Source organism: Marinobacter sp. LQ44, from assembly GCF_001447155.2.
Lineage (GTDB): Bacteria > Pseudomonadota > Gammaproteobacteria > Pseudomonadales > Oleiphilaceae > Marinobacter.
Genome location: NZ_CP014754.1, coordinates 884,011 through 900,756 on the forward strand (window position 1 = coordinate 884,011; position 16,746 = coordinate 900,756).

General features: G+C 54.8%; 17 protein-coding genes. 11 read left to right on the plus strand and 6 right to left on the minus strand.

The features are described 5' to 3' along the window. Positions 1-58: 58 nt before the first annotated feature. The 3 genes from fliD to ASQ50_RS04175 all read right to left on the minus strand — a co-directional run bounded on the left by fliD (position 59) and on the right by ASQ50_RS04175 (position 4,310). Positions 59-2,026, minus strand: a complete 1,968-nt coding sequence (gene fliD, locus ASQ50_RS04165; RefSeq protein ID WP_058092394.1) for a flagellar filament capping protein FliD — start codon at positions 2,024-2,026, stop codon at positions 59-61. Positions 2,027-2,331: 305 nt separating this feature from the next. Further along, a complete protein-coding gene (locus tag ASQ50_RS04170; RefSeq protein ID WP_058092395.1) occupies positions 2,332-2,766 on the minus strand; it encodes a flagellar protein FlaG in 435 nt (144 codons plus the stop codon). Between the two features lie 71 nt (positions 2,767-2,837). Continuing rightward, positions 2,838-4,310, minus strand: coding sequence for a flagellin (locus ASQ50_RS04175; RefSeq protein WP_068351365.1), 1,473 nt, complete (start codon positions 4,308-4,310; stop codon positions 2,838-2,840). Between the two features lie 370 nt (positions 4,311-4,680). Between ASQ50_RS04175 and ASQ50_RS21720 the strand changes: the two genes are divergently transcribed. The 10 genes from ASQ50_RS21720 (at position 4,681) to ASQ50_RS04220 (ending at position 12,525) form a co-directional block, all read left to right on the plus strand. After that, positions 4,681-6,159 carry a flagellin gene (locus ASQ50_RS21720; RefSeq protein ID WP_068351367.1) on the plus strand — a complete coding sequence of 493 codons (1,479 nt, stop codon included), beginning with the start codon at positions 4,681-4,683 and terminating at the stop codon, positions 6,157-6,159. Between the two features lie 116 nt (positions 6,160-6,275). Beyond that, a complete protein-coding gene (locus ASQ50_RS04185) occupies positions 6,276-8,336 on the plus strand; it encodes a 6-hydroxymethylpterin diphosphokinase MptE-like protein (RefSeq protein ID WP_058092792.1) in 2,061 nt (686 codons plus the stop codon). A 193-nt stretch (positions 8,337-8,529) separates the two neighbouring features. Beyond that, positions 8,530-8,847 carry an IS66 family insertion sequence element accessory protein TnpA gene (gene tnpA / locus ASQ50_RS04190; protein WP_058092800.1) on the plus strand — a complete coding sequence of 106 codons (318 nt, stop codon included), beginning with the start codon at positions 8,530-8,532 and terminating at the stop codon, positions 8,845-8,847. Then, a complete protein-coding gene (gene tnpB / locus ASQ50_RS04195) occupies positions 8,847-9,215 on the plus strand; it encodes an IS66 family insertion sequence element accessory protein TnpB (RefSeq protein WP_058092799.1) in 369 nt (122 codons plus the stop codon). The genes tnpA and tnpB overlap by 1 nt, the downstream gene beginning before the upstream one ends. A 45-nt stretch (positions 9,216-9,260) precedes the next feature. Continuing rightward, on the plus strand, positions 9,261-10,883 hold the full coding sequence (gene tnpC, locus ASQ50_RS04200) for an IS66 family transposase (protein WP_058092798.1): 1,623 nt from the start codon (positions 9,261-9,263) through the stop codon (positions 10,881-10,883). A 69-nt stretch (positions 10,884-10,952) separates the two neighbouring features. Then, entirely contained in the window at positions 10,953-11,078 is a 126-nt protein-coding gene (locus ASQ50_RS21615; protein WP_264753587.1) for a hypothetical protein, read from the plus strand. Positions 11,079-11,178: 100 nt separating this feature from the next. Then, the gene (locus tag ASQ50_RS04205; protein WP_058092784.1) at positions 11,179-11,418 is read left to right on the plus strand and encodes a type II toxin-antitoxin system Phd/YefM family antitoxin; all 240 of its coding nucleotides are present in this window, start codon (positions 11,179-11,181) and stop codon (positions 11,416-11,418) included. A 1-nt stretch (position 11,419) separates the two neighbouring features. Further along, complete coding sequence (locus ASQ50_RS04210; RefSeq protein ID WP_058092785.1) at positions 11,420-11,806, plus strand: type II toxin-antitoxin system VapC family toxin; 387 nt, start codon at positions 11,420-11,422, stop codon at positions 11,804-11,806. Between the two features lie 141 nt (positions 11,807-11,947). Beyond that, complete coding sequence (locus ASQ50_RS04215; RefSeq protein WP_058092786.1) at positions 11,948-12,181, plus strand: DUF2281 domain-containing protein; 234 nt, start codon at positions 11,948-11,950, stop codon at positions 12,179-12,181. Next, positions 12,178-12,525 (plus strand): type II toxin-antitoxin system PemK/MazF family toxin, encoded by a 348-nt coding sequence (locus ASQ50_RS04220; protein ID WP_058092787.1) that lies wholly within the window; start codon positions 12,178-12,180, stop codon positions 12,523-12,525. Before ASQ50_RS04215 ends, ASQ50_RS04220 begins: the two co-directional genes overlap by 4 nt. A gap of 14 nt (positions 12,526-12,539) precedes the next feature. Here ASQ50_RS04220 and ASQ50_RS04225 read toward each other — a convergent pair whose 3' ends face one another. After that, positions 12,540-13,952, minus strand: coding sequence for a plasmid pRiA4b ORF-3 family protein (locus ASQ50_RS04225; protein ID WP_058092788.1), 1,413 nt, complete (start codon positions 13,950-13,952; stop codon positions 12,540-12,542). Between the two features lie 184 nt (positions 13,953-14,136). Between ASQ50_RS04225 and ASQ50_RS04230 the strand changes: the two genes are divergently transcribed. Next, positions 14,137-16,140, plus strand: a complete 2,004-nt coding sequence (locus ASQ50_RS04230) for a tetratricopeptide repeat protein (RefSeq protein ID WP_068351371.1) — start codon at positions 14,137-14,139, stop codon at positions 16,138-16,140. Between the two features lie 62 nt (positions 16,141-16,202). On the opposite strand, the gene ASQ50_RS04235 is transcribed toward ASQ50_RS04230, so the two are convergent. Both ASQ50_RS04235 and ASQ50_RS04240 read right to left on the minus strand, forming a co-directional pair. Further along, a complete protein-coding gene (locus ASQ50_RS04235; RefSeq protein WP_058089993.1) occupies positions 16,203-16,532 on the minus strand; it encodes a type II toxin-antitoxin system PemK/MazF family toxin in 330 nt (109 codons plus the stop codon). After that, positions 16,505-16,720, minus strand: coding sequence for a hypothetical protein (locus ASQ50_RS04240; protein ID WP_058089983.1), 216 nt, complete (start codon positions 16,718-16,720; stop codon positions 16,505-16,507). Before ASQ50_RS04240 ends, ASQ50_RS04235 begins: the two co-directional genes overlap by 28 nt. Positions 16,721-16,746: the final 26 nt, after the last annotated feature.

Sequence of the window (16,746 nt, forward strand, 5' to 3'; positions counted from 1 at the left end):
TCGTTTCACCGTTGTCCGGTATGCCATGGTTGGCTGGCCAACCATCAGTATAGCTGACTTAATCGTTTTGCCTGTTCGGCGCCAGGGCCGCCAGCTGCTGGCTCACGTAATCTCGTGTGCTGTTCAGCTGGGAGATCAGGGAGTCGGCAGCGCTGAATTGCTTCACCAGGCGTTCCTGATAGCTTTCAATCCGCAAGTCCAACTTGATCCGGTCTTCCTGGATGCGCTCCAGGTCCCGGTTCAGGGCGTCAGTACGGGAGCTCAACGCACCGTCTGCCCCCAGAATGCTGGTAATAGCATCTACCGCCCGCTCGCTCACGCCCTCGATGAACTTCACCGACCCGCGATTACCAACGTCACCGCCGGTAATGCGCACCTGCAGGCCGGCGGCATCGCCACCGGCACTGTTTGCCAGGAACAGCACCTGGCCGTCGCCCTGGGCAGTCTGGCCGTTAATGGTGCCCTGGACATCCTGGCCGGCGGTGCCGGTGGCGGTGTTCAGCCCCGTGACGTTGTTCAGCCCGGTCAGGCTTACGTTAGACTCGCTACCAAAGCGGTTAGACGTGAACGTCAGCCCTTCGGTGGCATCATAAGCGACTTGAACCGAGCGACCCGCCGCGCTCAGCGCCGCGTTTTCTCGTAAGGCTGTTTGAATGGCTGCGGCGAAATCTGCACCGGAATAGTTGCCGGCCGCAATGGATACGGTTGCGGTGGTTTCACCATCCACCCGGAAGGTGAAACTGTTATCCGCTTGAACCTGAATCGCATCTGCAGTGTTTGGGACAGAGTAATTAAGGCTGCCCCGCGTCGCCATCTGGGTAACATTAATGCTGTAATCACCCGGGCGAGTATTAGAGCCACTACGAACAAACTCCACCTGGGAATCACTGGTTCTGCCCTGCTCGGCAAACAGAGCGGTGACATCATCCGGGTTTTCCCGAAGCTGCTGCTGAAACTTCTGACTATCAAACTGCAGCTCACCGGTGCGGAAATCCGTGCCAATGCCCACATCCGCCAGGCTGCGAACGCTGGCGTTTTCCAGCCCGGGAATGATATCTGTCAACACTCGCTTCAACTGGCTCTGGATATTCCGAACCGTGGAATCCCCGGTCAGAATACTGCCCTGCCCCGTCTCGCTATCAAATGAAGACAGCTCACGGATGGTGCCCTGCAGCTCGTTGAACTTGTCTACGAACGCCTGAACACGCTCGGCAACCGCCGCCGTGTCCTGCTCCACTTTGATCGTGGACTTACCCTCACCGGTAATGTTGAAGGTCAGCCCATCCACCACATTTTCAATGGTGTTGGTGGCACGGCGAATTTCCACGCCGTTGATTTCCATCACCGCATCACTCGCCGCAATGGTCTGGCGCATGCCATCCATGTTGACGGGATCTGCCGTATCGAAAGCGAACCGGTTTAATCCCGGGGCAGCACCATCTTCCGTAACGGAAATATTCACGGCATTGGCTTCACCGGTCTCATCCGCAGACAACACCAGTTGGAAACCGTTGCCGGTATCAATCACACCGGCAGACACGCCCGCATTGGCCTCGTTAATGGCATTCGCCAGGCCCTGCAGGGTGTCGTTGGAGGAATCGATGGTGATGTTGGTGGTCTTGTCACCCACCTGAAGCGCCATGGTGCCACGGCCAACGCTGGTGGCATCCCGGTCGGCGAACACATCCCGGCTGGCCAGGGCCTGAGACTGCGCCAGACTTTTCACGTCCAGGCTGTAAGAGCCGCGGCTGGCCTTGCTGGCATCCACCGACACATCAATGTTGCTACCCGAGGAAGTGGCCGAAAACGACTTCATCGCATCCGCAGAACCGAGCTGACGCATAGGCAGGCGCAGCTCCGTAACAGCGCTGCGCAACTTGCCATAGGCAGAAATAAGCGCCTCTGTACGCTCTGTTCTTTGATCCAGCCGAACTTCCGTGGGCCTGCGCTCTGCAGCCACCAACTGGTCGACAAGATCCGACGTCAAAACGCCGGAGCCGATACCTAACGATGAAATACTGGCCATAACCGTGCCTCCTCAGGGGGGCGGAATCTCTGTACTGATCAGTTTATCGGCAGCAGGCGGCAAAACTTTGCCTCTTTTGCCCTAAATATAGAACCGATTTGTAACTGTGTGTATCTAAACTTTTTTAGCCACGGACGACACGGACATTCACGGACAAGAAACGAAACCGAACTGCTTGACCGTCCGTGTTAGTCCGTGTCGTCCGTGGCTAAACCAATCCTTTCAAACGCGAACACCGCCGGCTCCTCTCAGAGGCGGCGGTGCTGAAATACCGTCGTTTTCATCCGCGCAAAAGCGGCAAGCTTTTACACCTTGATGTTAAACAACGTCAGCGGTTCGTCCTGCTGCAATTTTTCTGCCAACCTCATTGCCACTTCATCCGGGATCTGGCGGATGACTTCCTGGGTTTGCTGATCAACCACCTTTACGATGGTCTGGCCCATTTCATTATCCACTTCAAACTGAAGATCCCGCTGCACGGTTTGAACAAAGTCGTTCAACTGGCTAACCGCCTCATTCAGCTCCTTGCGCTGCTCTTCATTACGGGCCTGCAGCTTTTCAGCCTGCGAAGCCTGTTGAGCAACCTGGGGAGCCTGCACCTGGCGGGTACCGGCAGCCGAAGCTGCAAGGTCAGGGGCGTTCCGGCCCTCGGCCTGAGATGACGACAGTGCCTTGGCCGGAGCCTGGGCGCCGGAGCGCACCAGTTTCAGGTCCGGGCTGTTCAGGTTAACGTCATTCATAGCTTTACCTCGCTATCCTTCAACGGCGGAAAGCCGGAACCCGAAGGTTCCGGCTGCAACCGCTATGCCCCTTACTGCAGGAGGGACAGAACCTGCTGAGGACGGGCGTTCGCCTGAGCCAGCACGGAGATACCGGCCTGCTGCAGTACCTGGGATTTAGCCAGGTTGGCGGTTTCTGCCGCGAAGTCAGCGTCCAGGATACGGCTGTTGGAGGCGCTGAGGTTCTCGACCGAGGTGCTCAGGTTTGCGATGGTGGATTCGAAGCGGTTTTGGACTGCACCGAGCTCACTTCGGAAACTGTTCACTGTCTGTAACGCTGAGTCGATCCTTTTAATAGCATCGTTGGCATTAGCAACGTCGGTAACACTCAAGCTGGAGAGGTTACCAGTGGCCGCTGCAAGCTGGCCATCATCGAAACCTGCAACCGTCGGATCGTCACCGCCGATCGTGATATCTTCAAGCGCCTCAATTGTCACTTGTCCGCGGAGCACAGCGCCTGCGGCAGTACCGATTGTCAATGCGAGCCCGGACGTGCTTCCAGTCGCCGTAGCCGCAGCGGTTCCGACAGCCGTTGTCTCAGCAGTGATGGTAATGTTTTTGCCGTCCGCATTAGTCAGGATAACACCAGTAGAGTTGCTACTCGCAGTCAACCCCTCAATACCCTGCGCATTGATCGCGGCAGCGAGGCCTGCACTATCTAGCGAATTGGTGGAGCCGGCCGCAATGGTCTCAGTCACGGTGACAGCAGAGGCTGTGCCCACGCTGATCGACAATGAGTATACAGTGTCGTTACCAGAAGTGGCCGCAGCTCCATCAATCGCGGCAAACGTCACATCCTGTACGTTGGTTGCCGAAACAGAGGTCAGGCCCTGAACATTGGCATCTTTTATTGCCTGAGCCTTATCTTCCGCCGAGTCCGATGATGAGGCACCAATTGTAACAAAGTCTCCATCCCCCACCTTAATCTGCAAATCCCCAGCGGCGAGCGCAGCATCACTCACGTCAGCAGTACCAGTCATCGTGGCGAGAGACCCAATCTGCTGGAGACGAGTGCCCTGAGTAAAGTCAACACCAATCACTTCTCCGGCGTTAGCGCCGACTTGGAAGTCCTGCTGACCAAAGGAACCGTCAAGCACCTTCAAACCATTGAACGCGGTCTGCGTTGAAATACGCTCGACTTCAGCCAGTCGCTGCTGCACCTCGTCGTTAAGTGCAGCTCGATCAGAAGAGCTGTTGGTAGCGTTAGCCGACTGAACTGCGAGCTCGCGAATCCGCTGGAGGTTGTTAGTGATCTCATTAAGAGCACCTTCAGCAGTCTGCGCCAAAGAGATGCCGTCATTGGCATTGCGGGTGGCAACGTTCAAGCCAGAAATCTGGGACTGAAACCGCGTCGAAATCGCCAGACCCGCAGCGTCATCCTTCGCGGAGTTAATACGAAGACCTGAGGACAGACGCTGCAATGCTTGGTCGTTCATCCCCTGAGACTTACTGAGTTGGTTCTGTGCGTTTAGTGACGCTACGTTGGTGTTGATACCGAGAGCCATAATGCTTCTCCTTCGACTGATGTCGTCATTTCATGGATGAGGCCTAGCGCTCGACTTACATGTTAAGAGCGCCACCCTGTTATCCTGATTAACGGCACTGAGCCAAATTGCTTTAGAAAAAAACTGAAGATTTTGTAAAGGAATGTAAAACCGGCAATCTCTTTCCCTTCGCCTCCCACAACACCCATCAGGTTTCAGACTCATAGCACCAGATAAAGTATTTAAAAACAAAACGATAAATCTATTTTAAAAAAACTGGCACACCCTTCGCTTAGTGACAACCAAGACGGTAACTCAACGAATTTCTGCCGAAGCGCACGATCCAAAATAGAGTCCTAGCTACCGGCAACTCTGAGCAAGGAGAATTGATATGCCTCAGGTGATTAATACCAACATTGCTTCATTGAACGCCCAAAGAAACCTGAATGCCTCACAAGGCGATGCAAACGTGGCACTGCAGCGACTATCCTCCGGCCTCCGAATAAATTCGGCCAAAGACGATGCGGCCGGCCTCGCCATATCCACACGGTTTCAGTCCCAAATTTCCGGTCTAAATGTCGCCCAAAGAAATGCTAGTGACGGTATATCCCTTGCACAAACTACCGAAGGAGCATTAAACGAAGTCATTAACAACCTGCAGCGCGTTAGAGATCTGGCAGTTCAATCTGCCAACGCGACCAACAGTGCGTCCGACAGAATCGCGCTTGATCAAGAGGTTCAGCAGCGAATCGAAGAAATACAGCGAATAGCTGAACAAACAAACTTTAACGGCCTGAAGGTTCTGGATGGGTCCTTCGGGGAGAAAACATTCCAGGTCGGCGCGAATTCGGGTGATACCATCAGCGTCGATTTGTCCCGTGGGTCTAGAGCCGATCAAATTGGCTCACTCGCATCTTCGGGCCCGCGCCAGATATCAGATGTTCCGTTAGCTGATGGTGATTTAACGATTTCTGTAGGACAAAGCGAAGCCTATCCGATACCTGGAACCGGAACAGACGCTTCTGCCGAAGCCACAGTAAATGCCATTGAACAGGCGAACATACCAGGATTACCTACTGTTTCGGCAACCAACGTACAGGATGTGACGTTTGCCGCGATTGATGGAGCTGCGGCCACTTCTGGTAACGACACTGTATACTCATTGTCGATCAGCGTGGGCACAGCCTCTGCTGTCACCGTGACTGAGACCATTGCGGCCGGCTCCACCAATTCGCTAGATAGTGCAGGCCTCGCTGCCGCGATCAATGCGCAGGGTATTGAGGGGTTGACTGCGAGTAGCAACTCTACTGGTGTTATCCTGACTAATGCGGACGGCAAAAACATTACCATCACTGCTGAGACAACGGCTGTCGGAACCGCTGCGGCTACGGCGACTGGAAGCACGTCCGGGCTCGCATTGACAATCGGTACTGCCGCAGGCGCTGTGCTCCGCGGACAAGTGACAATTGAGGCGCTTGAAGATATTACCATCGGCGGTAATGCGCCAGAGAATGCCGGTTTTCTCGCGGGTGGCGAAACCATTACTGCCTCGGGGAACCTTGAAGGTGTTGATATTCGAACCATGGCCGGCGCCAACGATGCAATAAAACGCGTTGATTCAGCGCTTACCACAATCAATGCTATCCGAAGTGAGCTAGGCGCCGTCCAAAACCGCTTCGAGTCCACGATCGCGAATCTAAGCACCACATCAGAAAATCTGAGCGCAGCAAACAGTCGAATTCGTGACGCAGACTTCGCTGCAGAGACTGCCGAGCTTGCTCGAACTCAGGTCCTTCAGCAGGCAGGCTTGTCGGTTCTAGCGCAAGCAAACGCGAGACCTCAGCAGGTACTCCAGCTCCTCCAAGGATAAGTTTCAGACAAAGCATAGCTCCGTAACGAGCCCTTCGGTACGGAGCTATTCCTTACGCCTGACTTATAACCATATGCTAAGATGACTCAAAACTCAGCAGCATCCCGGAGTTCGCAGTGATTAAAAACAAAGCCCTGGAATTTGTTCGTCGTCGCGAAAACAACCTCCTTTTCTTCAAGAAATTTTACCCTGACATCTACCGTTACTACGCAAACTATACGCTGACCGAAGCTGAAGTCGTTATTAGCAACGTAGAAGACGAACTCGACCTTAATCTGGGAGAAGTATCTCTATATCAAGGACAAGGCAAACAACGAGCGCACCAAGGTGTCGAGCTCTTCAAGTCAACATTCGCGCACAATAAATTACTCCCATCGCTTCCCCCGCCTTGGCCCGGTGATTACCACCATCCTCGCTTCGCTCACCGCGCAATCGACCAGATCATCAGGAAATCACCATTAAACAAAGAAGACTTCAAAGGATACCCAATCCCAAACTTCTACCCATTGGTTGTTTTCCAAGGCGTGGGACTTGGCCTTCAAATTGAGGAGCTCGTCACAACAACGGATGTTGAAAACGCAATAGTGATTGAGCCTAATTTAGAAATTTTTGGTGCCAGCCTTCTAACGGTGGACTGGGCAAAAGTGTGCTCAACATTCCAGCGCGCGGGCCGATCCATACGCTTTTTAATTGGTGTCGAAAAAACGGAAGATGCGATCTGGCCAGCTCTGGTAAAACATTTGATGCACTTTACACCAATGTTCCCGGTAATGAACCTGTTCCTTAACGAGCGCGGGGACAAAACAATGGATGCAGTTGCAAAACGCATCAACCGTGAAGCGATCACAACTCTCACAACCTGGGGCCATTACGATGACGAGGTGCGCCAATTAAATAATGCACTTCATGCTTTTCATATGGGCGTTAAGGTCATACCCGAAATAAATTCCATTCCGTCAAGTATACCAACAATTATTGTTGGGAGCGGTCCATCGCTTGATGACCGTATAGATGGATTAAAATCCAATCGCGAAAACATAATCATTGTCAGTGCTGGGACGGGGCTGAGGGCCCTCATCGAGAACGATATTTATCCTGATTTTCATGTTGAGCTGGAGTCAGATTATCTGAACTACCGCGTGATCAGTTCTTATGATCAAAAGAAGCTCAAGTCCATCCGAATTATTGCCGCATCTCAGATCTGCCCATTAATTTGGGACCTGTTTGGAGAGCAGCGCCTGTACTTCAAGAAAGAAAACCCTATCGGAACGCTGTTCGGCTCGCCAGAAACAAGTATTGCTGGCGGCGCTCCAACCTGCACTAATGCTGCGATTGCATTGTGTACCCAGCTTGGGCTTCGCAACATCTTCCTTTTCGGAACAGATTTCGGATTTCGTGATCATGGAAGGCACCACTCCAGGCGATCCGTGTACATGGAGAGCGAGGACGAAACCATCGGTACAGAGCTTCAAAAGGGAGCGAACAAAGTCTTCCAACAAACGAATACCTTCAAGGTAAAAGGCGTAAACGATAGCGTAGTTTTTACGACTCCCATCTATTTCACCGCGAAAAGAGCCGTCGAAGGTCTTATTGAGGCAACGCTAGCAGTATCATCGGCCTATAAGTTTTTTAACTGCGCAGACGGCGCAGCGATTGAAGGCTCAACCTGGATAACCGAAGCTCAATTCAACGATGCGATATTAGATCTGGGTGATAAAAACGAGAGAGCTCGCGTTCTGAAAAAACTGTTCTGCAACGAATCACAAGCCATCTCACTCGAGAACTTAGAAAACACCCTCGACGTAACTTGTGAAAAGCTGAGTCAACTCGCAAAAAAAATTGAGGGAATGATAAAGAGCCAACGCGTCAGAGGGAAGAAAGACATTACGAGACTGTCCTCTGGAATCAGTCGCTACTTAGAAGGGGAATTAATTCAAAGCGATCCAGGGTTCTATTACATGATACGAGGCGCCGTCAGGCACCATCTCTATGCTGGGTTCGCACACGCCCTTGCCATGAACGACGAAGGCGATGTTGCGGCTTATCTCGATCGCTGGAAGAAGAGCTTTACAGATTCAATGGCCGCTCTACCCGAACACTTCAAATCTGTCACCAGTAAACGCTACTCACTGAATGATGATCCATGGGTTCGGCAATCCATTAACGACCCAGAATAGCGACCAAGGGTTGCTAAATCCAAGGGGATTTCCATAACTGGATCCCCTACCCCAAAACTGGCACACCTTTCGCAACACCTCCCTCAAAGCACGGCAAACCGTCAAAAAACGTAAGCGCCCATAAATTAGCACCTACATTCGGTTATCAAGATTGCCCACACTGATTTCCTCGTCAACATCAGGAGGAATCAGCATGACACACGCCGAACGCAAGCGTCTCTGGCAGCAACATATCGAAGACTGGCAGGCGTCCGGTTTGTCCGGCATGGCCTACTGCCAGCAGCAGTCACTGACCTATTGTCGCTTTGTTTACTGGCGCAAAAAGCTGGCTGAGCCGGAGACCGTGATTGCGGAGCGCCCGGCTGGGCTCTCTGGCTTTGCCAAGGTGGCGGCGTTGCCTGGCCCGAAATCGTCGGAAGGCTTAACCGTGTCGTTGCCCGGTGGTGTCTCGATCACCGGGCTGCACGCCGGTAATGTGGAGTTACTCGGTGCCGTGCTGAGGCAACTGTAATGCGCCATCGGTACCTTCGCCCCTCCTGGGATCTGCCAGAGATTTACTTGTATCGTCAGCCGATTGATTTCCGCAAGCAGGCCAACGGATTGGCACTGATTGTCGAGCAGGAGTTAGGCCATAATCCGTTCTCCGGCGCGCTTTTCGCCTTCACCAACCGGCAGCGCAACAAGATCAAGTGCCTGATGTGGGAAGACAACGGCTTCGTGCTCTACTACAAGTCTTTGGCTGAAGAAAAATTCAAATGGCCGGGCCCAGAGGATGAGCTGATGTCGCTGAACGGCGAGCAGATCAATTGGTTGCTGGACGGCTACGACATCACCCTGCTTAAGGGCCATAAAACTCTGTATTATGAGAGTGTTGGATAGCACTTTTTAAGTGTGTCAGGGCGTTGTTTTTGCTATAATTTCAGCATGAAAACAACGCCTGATAACACCTCCAAAACACCCGATTTCAGCGGTCTCTCCACCGCTGAAATGCTGGCTGTTATCAGCGATATGCAAGAACAACTGGCCGCAAAAGAAGCCGAGCTTCAGCAGCGCGACCAAGCGGCCAAAGCACGTGAAAGCTACATCGCCATTCTCGAAGAGTTGCTGCGCTACAAAAAGATCCAGCAATTCGCAGCCAGCAGCGAAAAGCAGCCCAGCCAGATCACTCTATTCGACGAAGCCGAACTGGAAGTCGGGATTGACGAGCTACGCGATGAGTTGCCTGAGGATGTTGAAGAGGCCGAGGCACCGCCGCGTTCCCGCAAACGCCGTCAACGTGGCTTCTCCGACACGCTCTTGCGTGAGCGTATTGAGCTGACCCTTAGTGACGAAGAGAAAGCCGGAGCCAGCAAGACCTTCTTCACCAAGGTGAAAGAAGAGCTGGAGTACATTCCCGCACAGTTGAAGGTGCTGGAATACTGGCAGGAAAAAGCCGTCTTCGAGCAGGGTGGCCAGGAGCATATTGTGGCTGCACCGCGCTCAGCCCACCCACTGGGCAAATGCATTGCGACCCCGTCACTGCTGGCTTACCTGATTACCTCCAAATACGCCGACGGCCTGCCCTTGTACCGCCAGGAGCAAATGCTCAAGCGCCTGGGACACGAAGTCAGCCGAACCAGCATGGCGCACTGGATCATCCGCCTGAACGACGTGTTCAAACCGCTGATGACCCTGATGCGGGAAACCCAGAATGGCAGTGATTACCTGCAAGCTGATGAAACCCGGATTCAGGTGCTCAAAGAAGACGGCAAGAAAGCCCAATCGGATAAATGGATGTGGGTGACCCGGGGCGGCCCGCCCGGAAAGCCCTCGGTTCTGTTCGAGTACGATCCCTCTCGCGGTGGCCAGGTACCGGTGCGCCTGCTGGATGACTTCCAGGGCATCCTGCAAGCCGATGGCTACTCCGGCTATGGACAGGTATGCCGCGAGAACAAGCTGACCCGCATCGGTTGTTGGGATCATGCCCGGCGCAAGTTCGTGGACGCGTCCCGGGCAGCGCCAGCCATGGGCAAAAAAGGCCCGCCCTCAAAAGCCGACGTGGCCCTGAGCCACATCCGGAAACTGTACGCCGTCGAGAAAGCCGCGAACGAACTGAGTGACGCCGAGCGCTATCGGGTGCGTCAGGAAAAAAGCCTGCCGCTGCTGAACACCTTCAAGGCTTGGCTGGAGAAAAACGCCAGCAAGGTGCTGAAAGGCTCGCTCACCCGCAAGGCGATGGACTATACCCTGAGTCAGTGGGGTACCCTGACGGGGTATTGTGAACGCGGCGATTTACAGATCAGCAACGTGCTGGCCGAAAACGCCATCCGGCCCTTCGCCGTCGGTCGTAAGGCCTGGCTGTTCGCCGATACCACCCAAGGCGCGAATGCCAGTGCCACCTGTTACTCGCTGATCGAAACGGCCAAGGCGAACAACCTGGAGCCCTCCGCTTACATCCACCATGTGCTGAAGCACATTGCCGAAGCGGATACCCTCGAAAAACTGGAAACATTGTTGCCCTGGAATGCTGAGTTGCCAGCTTCAAAAAAAGTGGCTCAGTACGATTAGGGCAAGTGGGTCGGTTTATTGGCGCTTACCCTTTGCCGCATCGAATCATGGCTGGTAACGAGGTGTTCCATGCACGTACAACATCACAACGCTCATCTTCCCCGCTCGGTTCAGGCCCAGGCGGCGCGGTTGGTTTTGCAGGCGAACCTGGCGTATGGGGAGTCCAACAGTAACGGGCTTTCCTATGAAGTCTGACCCCAAATTTCGCTTGCCTCATCCTAGCTACCATTAGCCAATAACGCCCCCACACGCTAAACTAAGTCAATTGAACTAAGCAGCACCGAAGGTGGTCTAGATGGAATCCGTCAACATGCACGAGGCAAAAACCCGCCTGTCTCAACTCGTCGCCCGCGCAGCCAAAGGCGAAGCTTTCATCATCGCAAAGGCGGGCAAGCCTGTTGCCAGGGTAACCGCCTACGATTCTCCTGAAGAGAGCCAACAGAGACGATTGGGTTTCTTGGCGGGCGAATTCAAAGTGCCGGACGATTTTGATCAGATGGGGCAAGACGAGATAACCGAGTTGTTCGGAGGGTGACATGAACCTTCTTCTGGATACTCACCTACTGCTCTGGGCCGCAGCGGAGCCAGATAAGTTATCCCCCGAAGCGGCAGCCATGATCAGTAACGAAAATAACAGGCTGTACTTCAGCGCCGCCAGTATCTGGGAAGTGGTCATCAAAAACGGCCTGGGGCGGCCAGACTTTCATGTTGACCCACATCTGCTCCGGCGCGGCCTGGTTGATAATGGCTATACCGAATTGGCAATTTCGTCACTGCACACCTTGGCCATTAGCCACCTGCCGGAAATCCACAAAGACCCATTCGACAGAATTCTCGTTGCCCAGGCCGAGACAGAGGGCTTCCTGTTGCTGACGGCCGATAATCTGGTCGCACGCTATCCTGGCCCTGTCCGCCAGGTCTAATTTGGGGTCAGACCCCAAGACATTTCACCCCGTCAAATGTCCGGAGGGCTGACCCCAATCTCCACGCCTTACCTAATCACCCCAACCAAGTTATGATAACTTTAACCTTCCACCTTCCTGAAAACGCATGAGGTAATCGCTATGCATCTTGACGAGCTTATCAGCATGGTCAGACGTTTGCCGCCGGCGAGACAACAGGAAGTCATCGATTTTGCGGCCTTTCTCGAACAGCGATACGCCGCCAAGAACAATCAGCAACAAACCGACTGGCCTGAGGAAGACTTCAAGGCCATGAGTGCTGAGCAAGCCATGCGAGGCATCGAGGATGAGCCAGAGCTCTATTCAGATAAAGATATTCAGGAGCATTGGCAGTGAAGCAGGCTGGTGATATCGCTTTGATGCCATTCCCATTCACTAACCTGGCCAACGCCAAAAAACGGCCTGTCCTGCTGTTACGAAAGCTGGATAACAGTCACGACGACTGGTTAGTTTGCATGATCTCCTCCCAGTTACATCAGTTCAATCCAGATCTCGACTGGAAACTCGACAGTACCCACCCAGAGTTCGTTGAGTCTGGCCTGAAGACCTCCAGTGTCTTCCGATTGTCAAGAGTAGCAGTACTCGATGGATCACTATTGCTGGGCAAACTTGGCGCTCTACCCGACACCAGACTGCAAAACCTCAAGCGCCGCTTGGCAGCCTGGATCACAGAATCCTGAATGACAATTTGGGGTCAGTCCCCAACTCCAGCCTTAGCAAACACCCCCTCAAACAAAGCCGTTCTCCGAAGCCGTTGCCCAGCCTCCTCGCGGAACAGCACTCGCTCCGGGTTCAGCTCAATCAACCCCAACAGCCGGAACAGGCGGATTACCCTGGAATCGAGCGCCCAGCGGGTTTGTTGTTCTTCGCTGGCATACGGCCGTGAGTGCGCCGAAAGAGGCAATTGCGGGAAGGCTGCCAGCATATCGTTTATGCAGCCATCAACCGGCAACCAGACGCCGCCTTTCTCTGCCAGTAACCACAGGAAGAAAGGACCGACGGTTTGTATATCGTCCAGCCCGTCGTAGTGGTCCATCCAGGCCCAGTTAAATTCGGAGAACGTGGCGGCCAGCATGTCCTGGTACAGGGTTAACCAGCCTTTTGTGTGGATGCGTTTGGCGGCAGACTTCTTCAGCAGCAGCCGGCCCTTTTCCTTTCGGGTGTAGCCGGCCAACTCCAGGAGCACACGGGTGAGCTGCACGCCAAGAATGTCTTCCTCGGAACGCACAGAACCGTATCCGGCAAACGGCACCACAACCTCCTCGCCGGCGGCCTCTATCATGGCCTTCACCTGCTTGAGCGGCAGGTTACCTTTGCCGGTCAGGCGAATGCCCTTCTCGCCCAGCTCGTTAACCAGTGCCTTTGCCATTTGCAGGATAGGTGCGGTATCCAGTTCCTGGTCAACCGTTTTTGCATTGGTCAGCGGCTTGAACACAGACGGGCAATGCAGCGGGCTTAGCAGCAGTTCATGCATCTGGCTGGGGCTCAGGCCATGGAAATCAGCAGGCGGCAGCGCATCAACGTCGCTCTCCGCAAACAGGGCATCCCGCTCTGGAAGCAGCTGATTGATCTCCTCCAGCTTCACAAACTCGGGATCAAACTCCCCGCCCCACCACTCCTTCACACCCTCGTGTTCCGGGTGCGCGGGGTCATGCATCGCATCCACAAACTCATAGTAGCCATGCACCCCACCCACATCCTCCGGCGGGCACTGGCGTGCGGCTTTTATACAACGGGGCAAGTGCCCTTCATCGCCTGCAGGCAGAATCTTCTCCAGCTTTACCTGGTGTTCCCAACTGTCGCCAAAATCATACTCATATTTGATGGCCTGGCCTTCCCGCGTCAGAACACTGCCCACCCGCAAGCGGGTTTCATCCCGAAACCCCATCATGTCATCTTCATCCTCCGCCGGGTCGCCAATCAGCCTGCCATCCGCCGCCTGAAACAAATGCAGATGCGACGCCCGCCACCCCATGGCAATCTGAATTATCCGGTGTAAATCCTGAAACGTCGCCTGCGGCGAAATCAGCAAGCGCCGCCAGATAGGCGGCCTGATGCCAGAAAGCGTGACCCTTACCTGATAAACACCCATACCCTGCGCACTCATAACCGCTCCTATTTTTGGGGTCAGACCCCAAGACATTTCGAGTCTGCAAATGTATTGGGGTCTGACCCCAAATTCAAACACCAAACTGGCACACCTTTCGCAACACCTCCCTCAAAGCACGGCAAACCGTCAAAAAACTGCAGACCTTTGCCGCATCGAATCATGGCTGGTAACGAGGTGTTCCATGCACGTACAACATCACAACGCTCATCTTCCCCGCTCGGTTCAGGCCCAGGCGGCGCGGTTGGTTTTGCAGGCGAACCTGGCGTATGGGGAGTCCAACAGTAACGGGCTTTCCTATGTGCAGCGGCTGAAGGCGCGGTTTGAATGCCGGGAGTATCTGGACCAGGCGCTGGCGCTGGAGCCGGAAAACGCGGCGGCCCTTGGACTGCTGGGCCGGGTGGAGATGGATGATGGCCAGCTGGAGAAAGCCCATGCGCTGTTCAATGCCAGCCTGAACAGCCAGCCTGGGCAAGCGCAGCAGTACTGCAACCTGGGTTATTGGGCGCTAAAGAGCGAACGGCCGGCTCTGGCGGAGGAATACTTCCTGCGGGCACTGGAATGCGACCGGCAATCCGCCGCCGCTTTCTGCGGTGTCGCCCACGCCAAGCGCTTGCAAGGGCAATTCGATGTGGCCTACCTGCATTACCGCAAGTTGCTGCAAACCGGCTCCCAGTGGGATTCAGTGTATTCCGGCATGCTTACCTGCGCACAGCACCTGCAGATTCACAAGGCAGACACCGACCTGGCGCAGGATGCCATCGCCCTGCTCCGCAAAGACGGGCTGCCGCACCAGGAAATCGGCCGGTTTGTCGGCGCCATCATCCAGCAGCAGTACGATCTGGATAACCCGAATGCCGGAGTCTTCCTGGATGCTGCCGCTGAAGACGAACTGCTGATTCTGGCCCTTCAGAAAACCCTGATGCCCAACGCCGCCGCGGAAGAACTGGTGGTGATGCTGCGCCGGGCGATCATGGCGGAAGTGGCGCAAACCGCCAGCCTGCGGGATGAGCTGCAGCCCCTGTGCCTGGCCATGGCCGAATACGCAGACCGCACCGGTTACGCCCTGGCCGCCGAAGACGATGAAGAGCGCCTGGCGGCCACGATCAACGACAGCATTGTGGCCCAATTCGCCGTGCGCGAACCGCAAGAGGCCCTGATTGGCTCGCTGATGATCAGCGCTATGTATGGTGCCCTGTTCCATCAAAGCTTTGCCATGCATTTGGGGCAATGGAGCCTGGTGGACTGGCCCCTGGCCATGCAGCCGATGATGGCCGCCAGCTACTACAGCCGCGCTGAGGAAGAAGCCATCAAACAGAATTTTGACGAGAAGGCGGAAGAACTCTGCCTGGCCAAAACCGACGTGCCGCAAGCCTGGCCGGCATGGAGCCAACTAGCCTACCGCACCGAAACCAGCCTGAAAGCCGTGATGGCCCAGGAACTTGGGCTAAATACTGATAACCTGCCCGCTACCCTGCGCATTCTGGTGTGCGGCGCCCAGTCCGGCCAGCGCGCCATGGAACTGGCGCAGTACCTGGACGATGTAGAAGTGATCGCGGTGGACGAATCCCTGGCCAACATCGCCAAGGCCACCCGCATGGCCCAAAGCCTGAACATGGACAACATCGTGTTCTGGCCCTGGTCCATCGCCCAGCGCTTCGTGGCAGATGGCCATCAGGTCCATTGGGTGGAAGTAGGCCGCCTGCCTTCACCGGCCATGACCGAACTCTCCCTGGCAGCGCTCATCAACAGCGCTTCCATTGCCGGTGCCGTGGTGCACATGCACACCAGCATCGCCGAGCAAACCGCCGGCGACAAACAGATCCGCCGACTCATTGCGGAACACCAACTGCAACCCACCCGCACCAGCCTGCGCCAGCTACGCCGTATGGTACTGGCGAACAAACAAGACGCAGTGTGGGCCAACCTGCTGAAAGACGACGACTTCTACAGCCTCGGCGGCTGCCGCGACCGCTGGTTCCGCCCACAAAACGCCGCCCAGCTCAAAGAACTGCTGGCGCTCGTGAGCAACGAAGTGGAATGGAAACTGGTCAAAGCTCGCGACGAAGACGGCCACAGCCTGGCCACAGCCCCGGTACAACGCCAAATACAGGCGGAAGCTCTGGGCAGCGAAGTGCAAAGCCTCATGGGCCAGAACCTCAGCGTCTACTTCCAACGCCGCAGATAAACGTTGGGGTCAGACCCCCGGACATTTGGCCGCATCAAATGTCTTGGGGTCTGACCCCAATTTCAACGCTGCAGGATTGCAATCACTCGATCAACCAGTCGGCCCGTAGCCTCATTACTCAGGCAGGCAACTTCTTTGAGCAGAATAGATTCGTTGGCGGTGAACAACTTACCGGGCCGGGCAAAGCTCTGGCGATGGAGGGTACCTCTGGAAAACGAACTGTCGGCTATTTCGAAGGCCTCATTGTCATAAGGCTTGCTTGTCACCTGGCACAAAATGTAATCACCTTTTCCGGCGCCCGCCAAAACCACGGCTGGTCGCAACTTCTGGCTGCTGAGATCCGAGAAGGGAAACCGAATCAGAACTACACTTCCTTTTTTAAATGCTCCCACGCTTTTTCTTCATCATCCTTGAGCCAATCCTCCGCCAGCGCTGATTCTGCAGCAGCCAGCACCTCATCCTGAGGATCCACCTCATCCAGCAAGGTAATCAAAACCCGGCGGGCACCCTTGATAGAGACCTTCTCCAACCACTCAATATGGCCCTTCTCATTTATAACCGCTTCAACTGTATGCAACACCTTAAGCCTCCTTATTGGACGGCGTT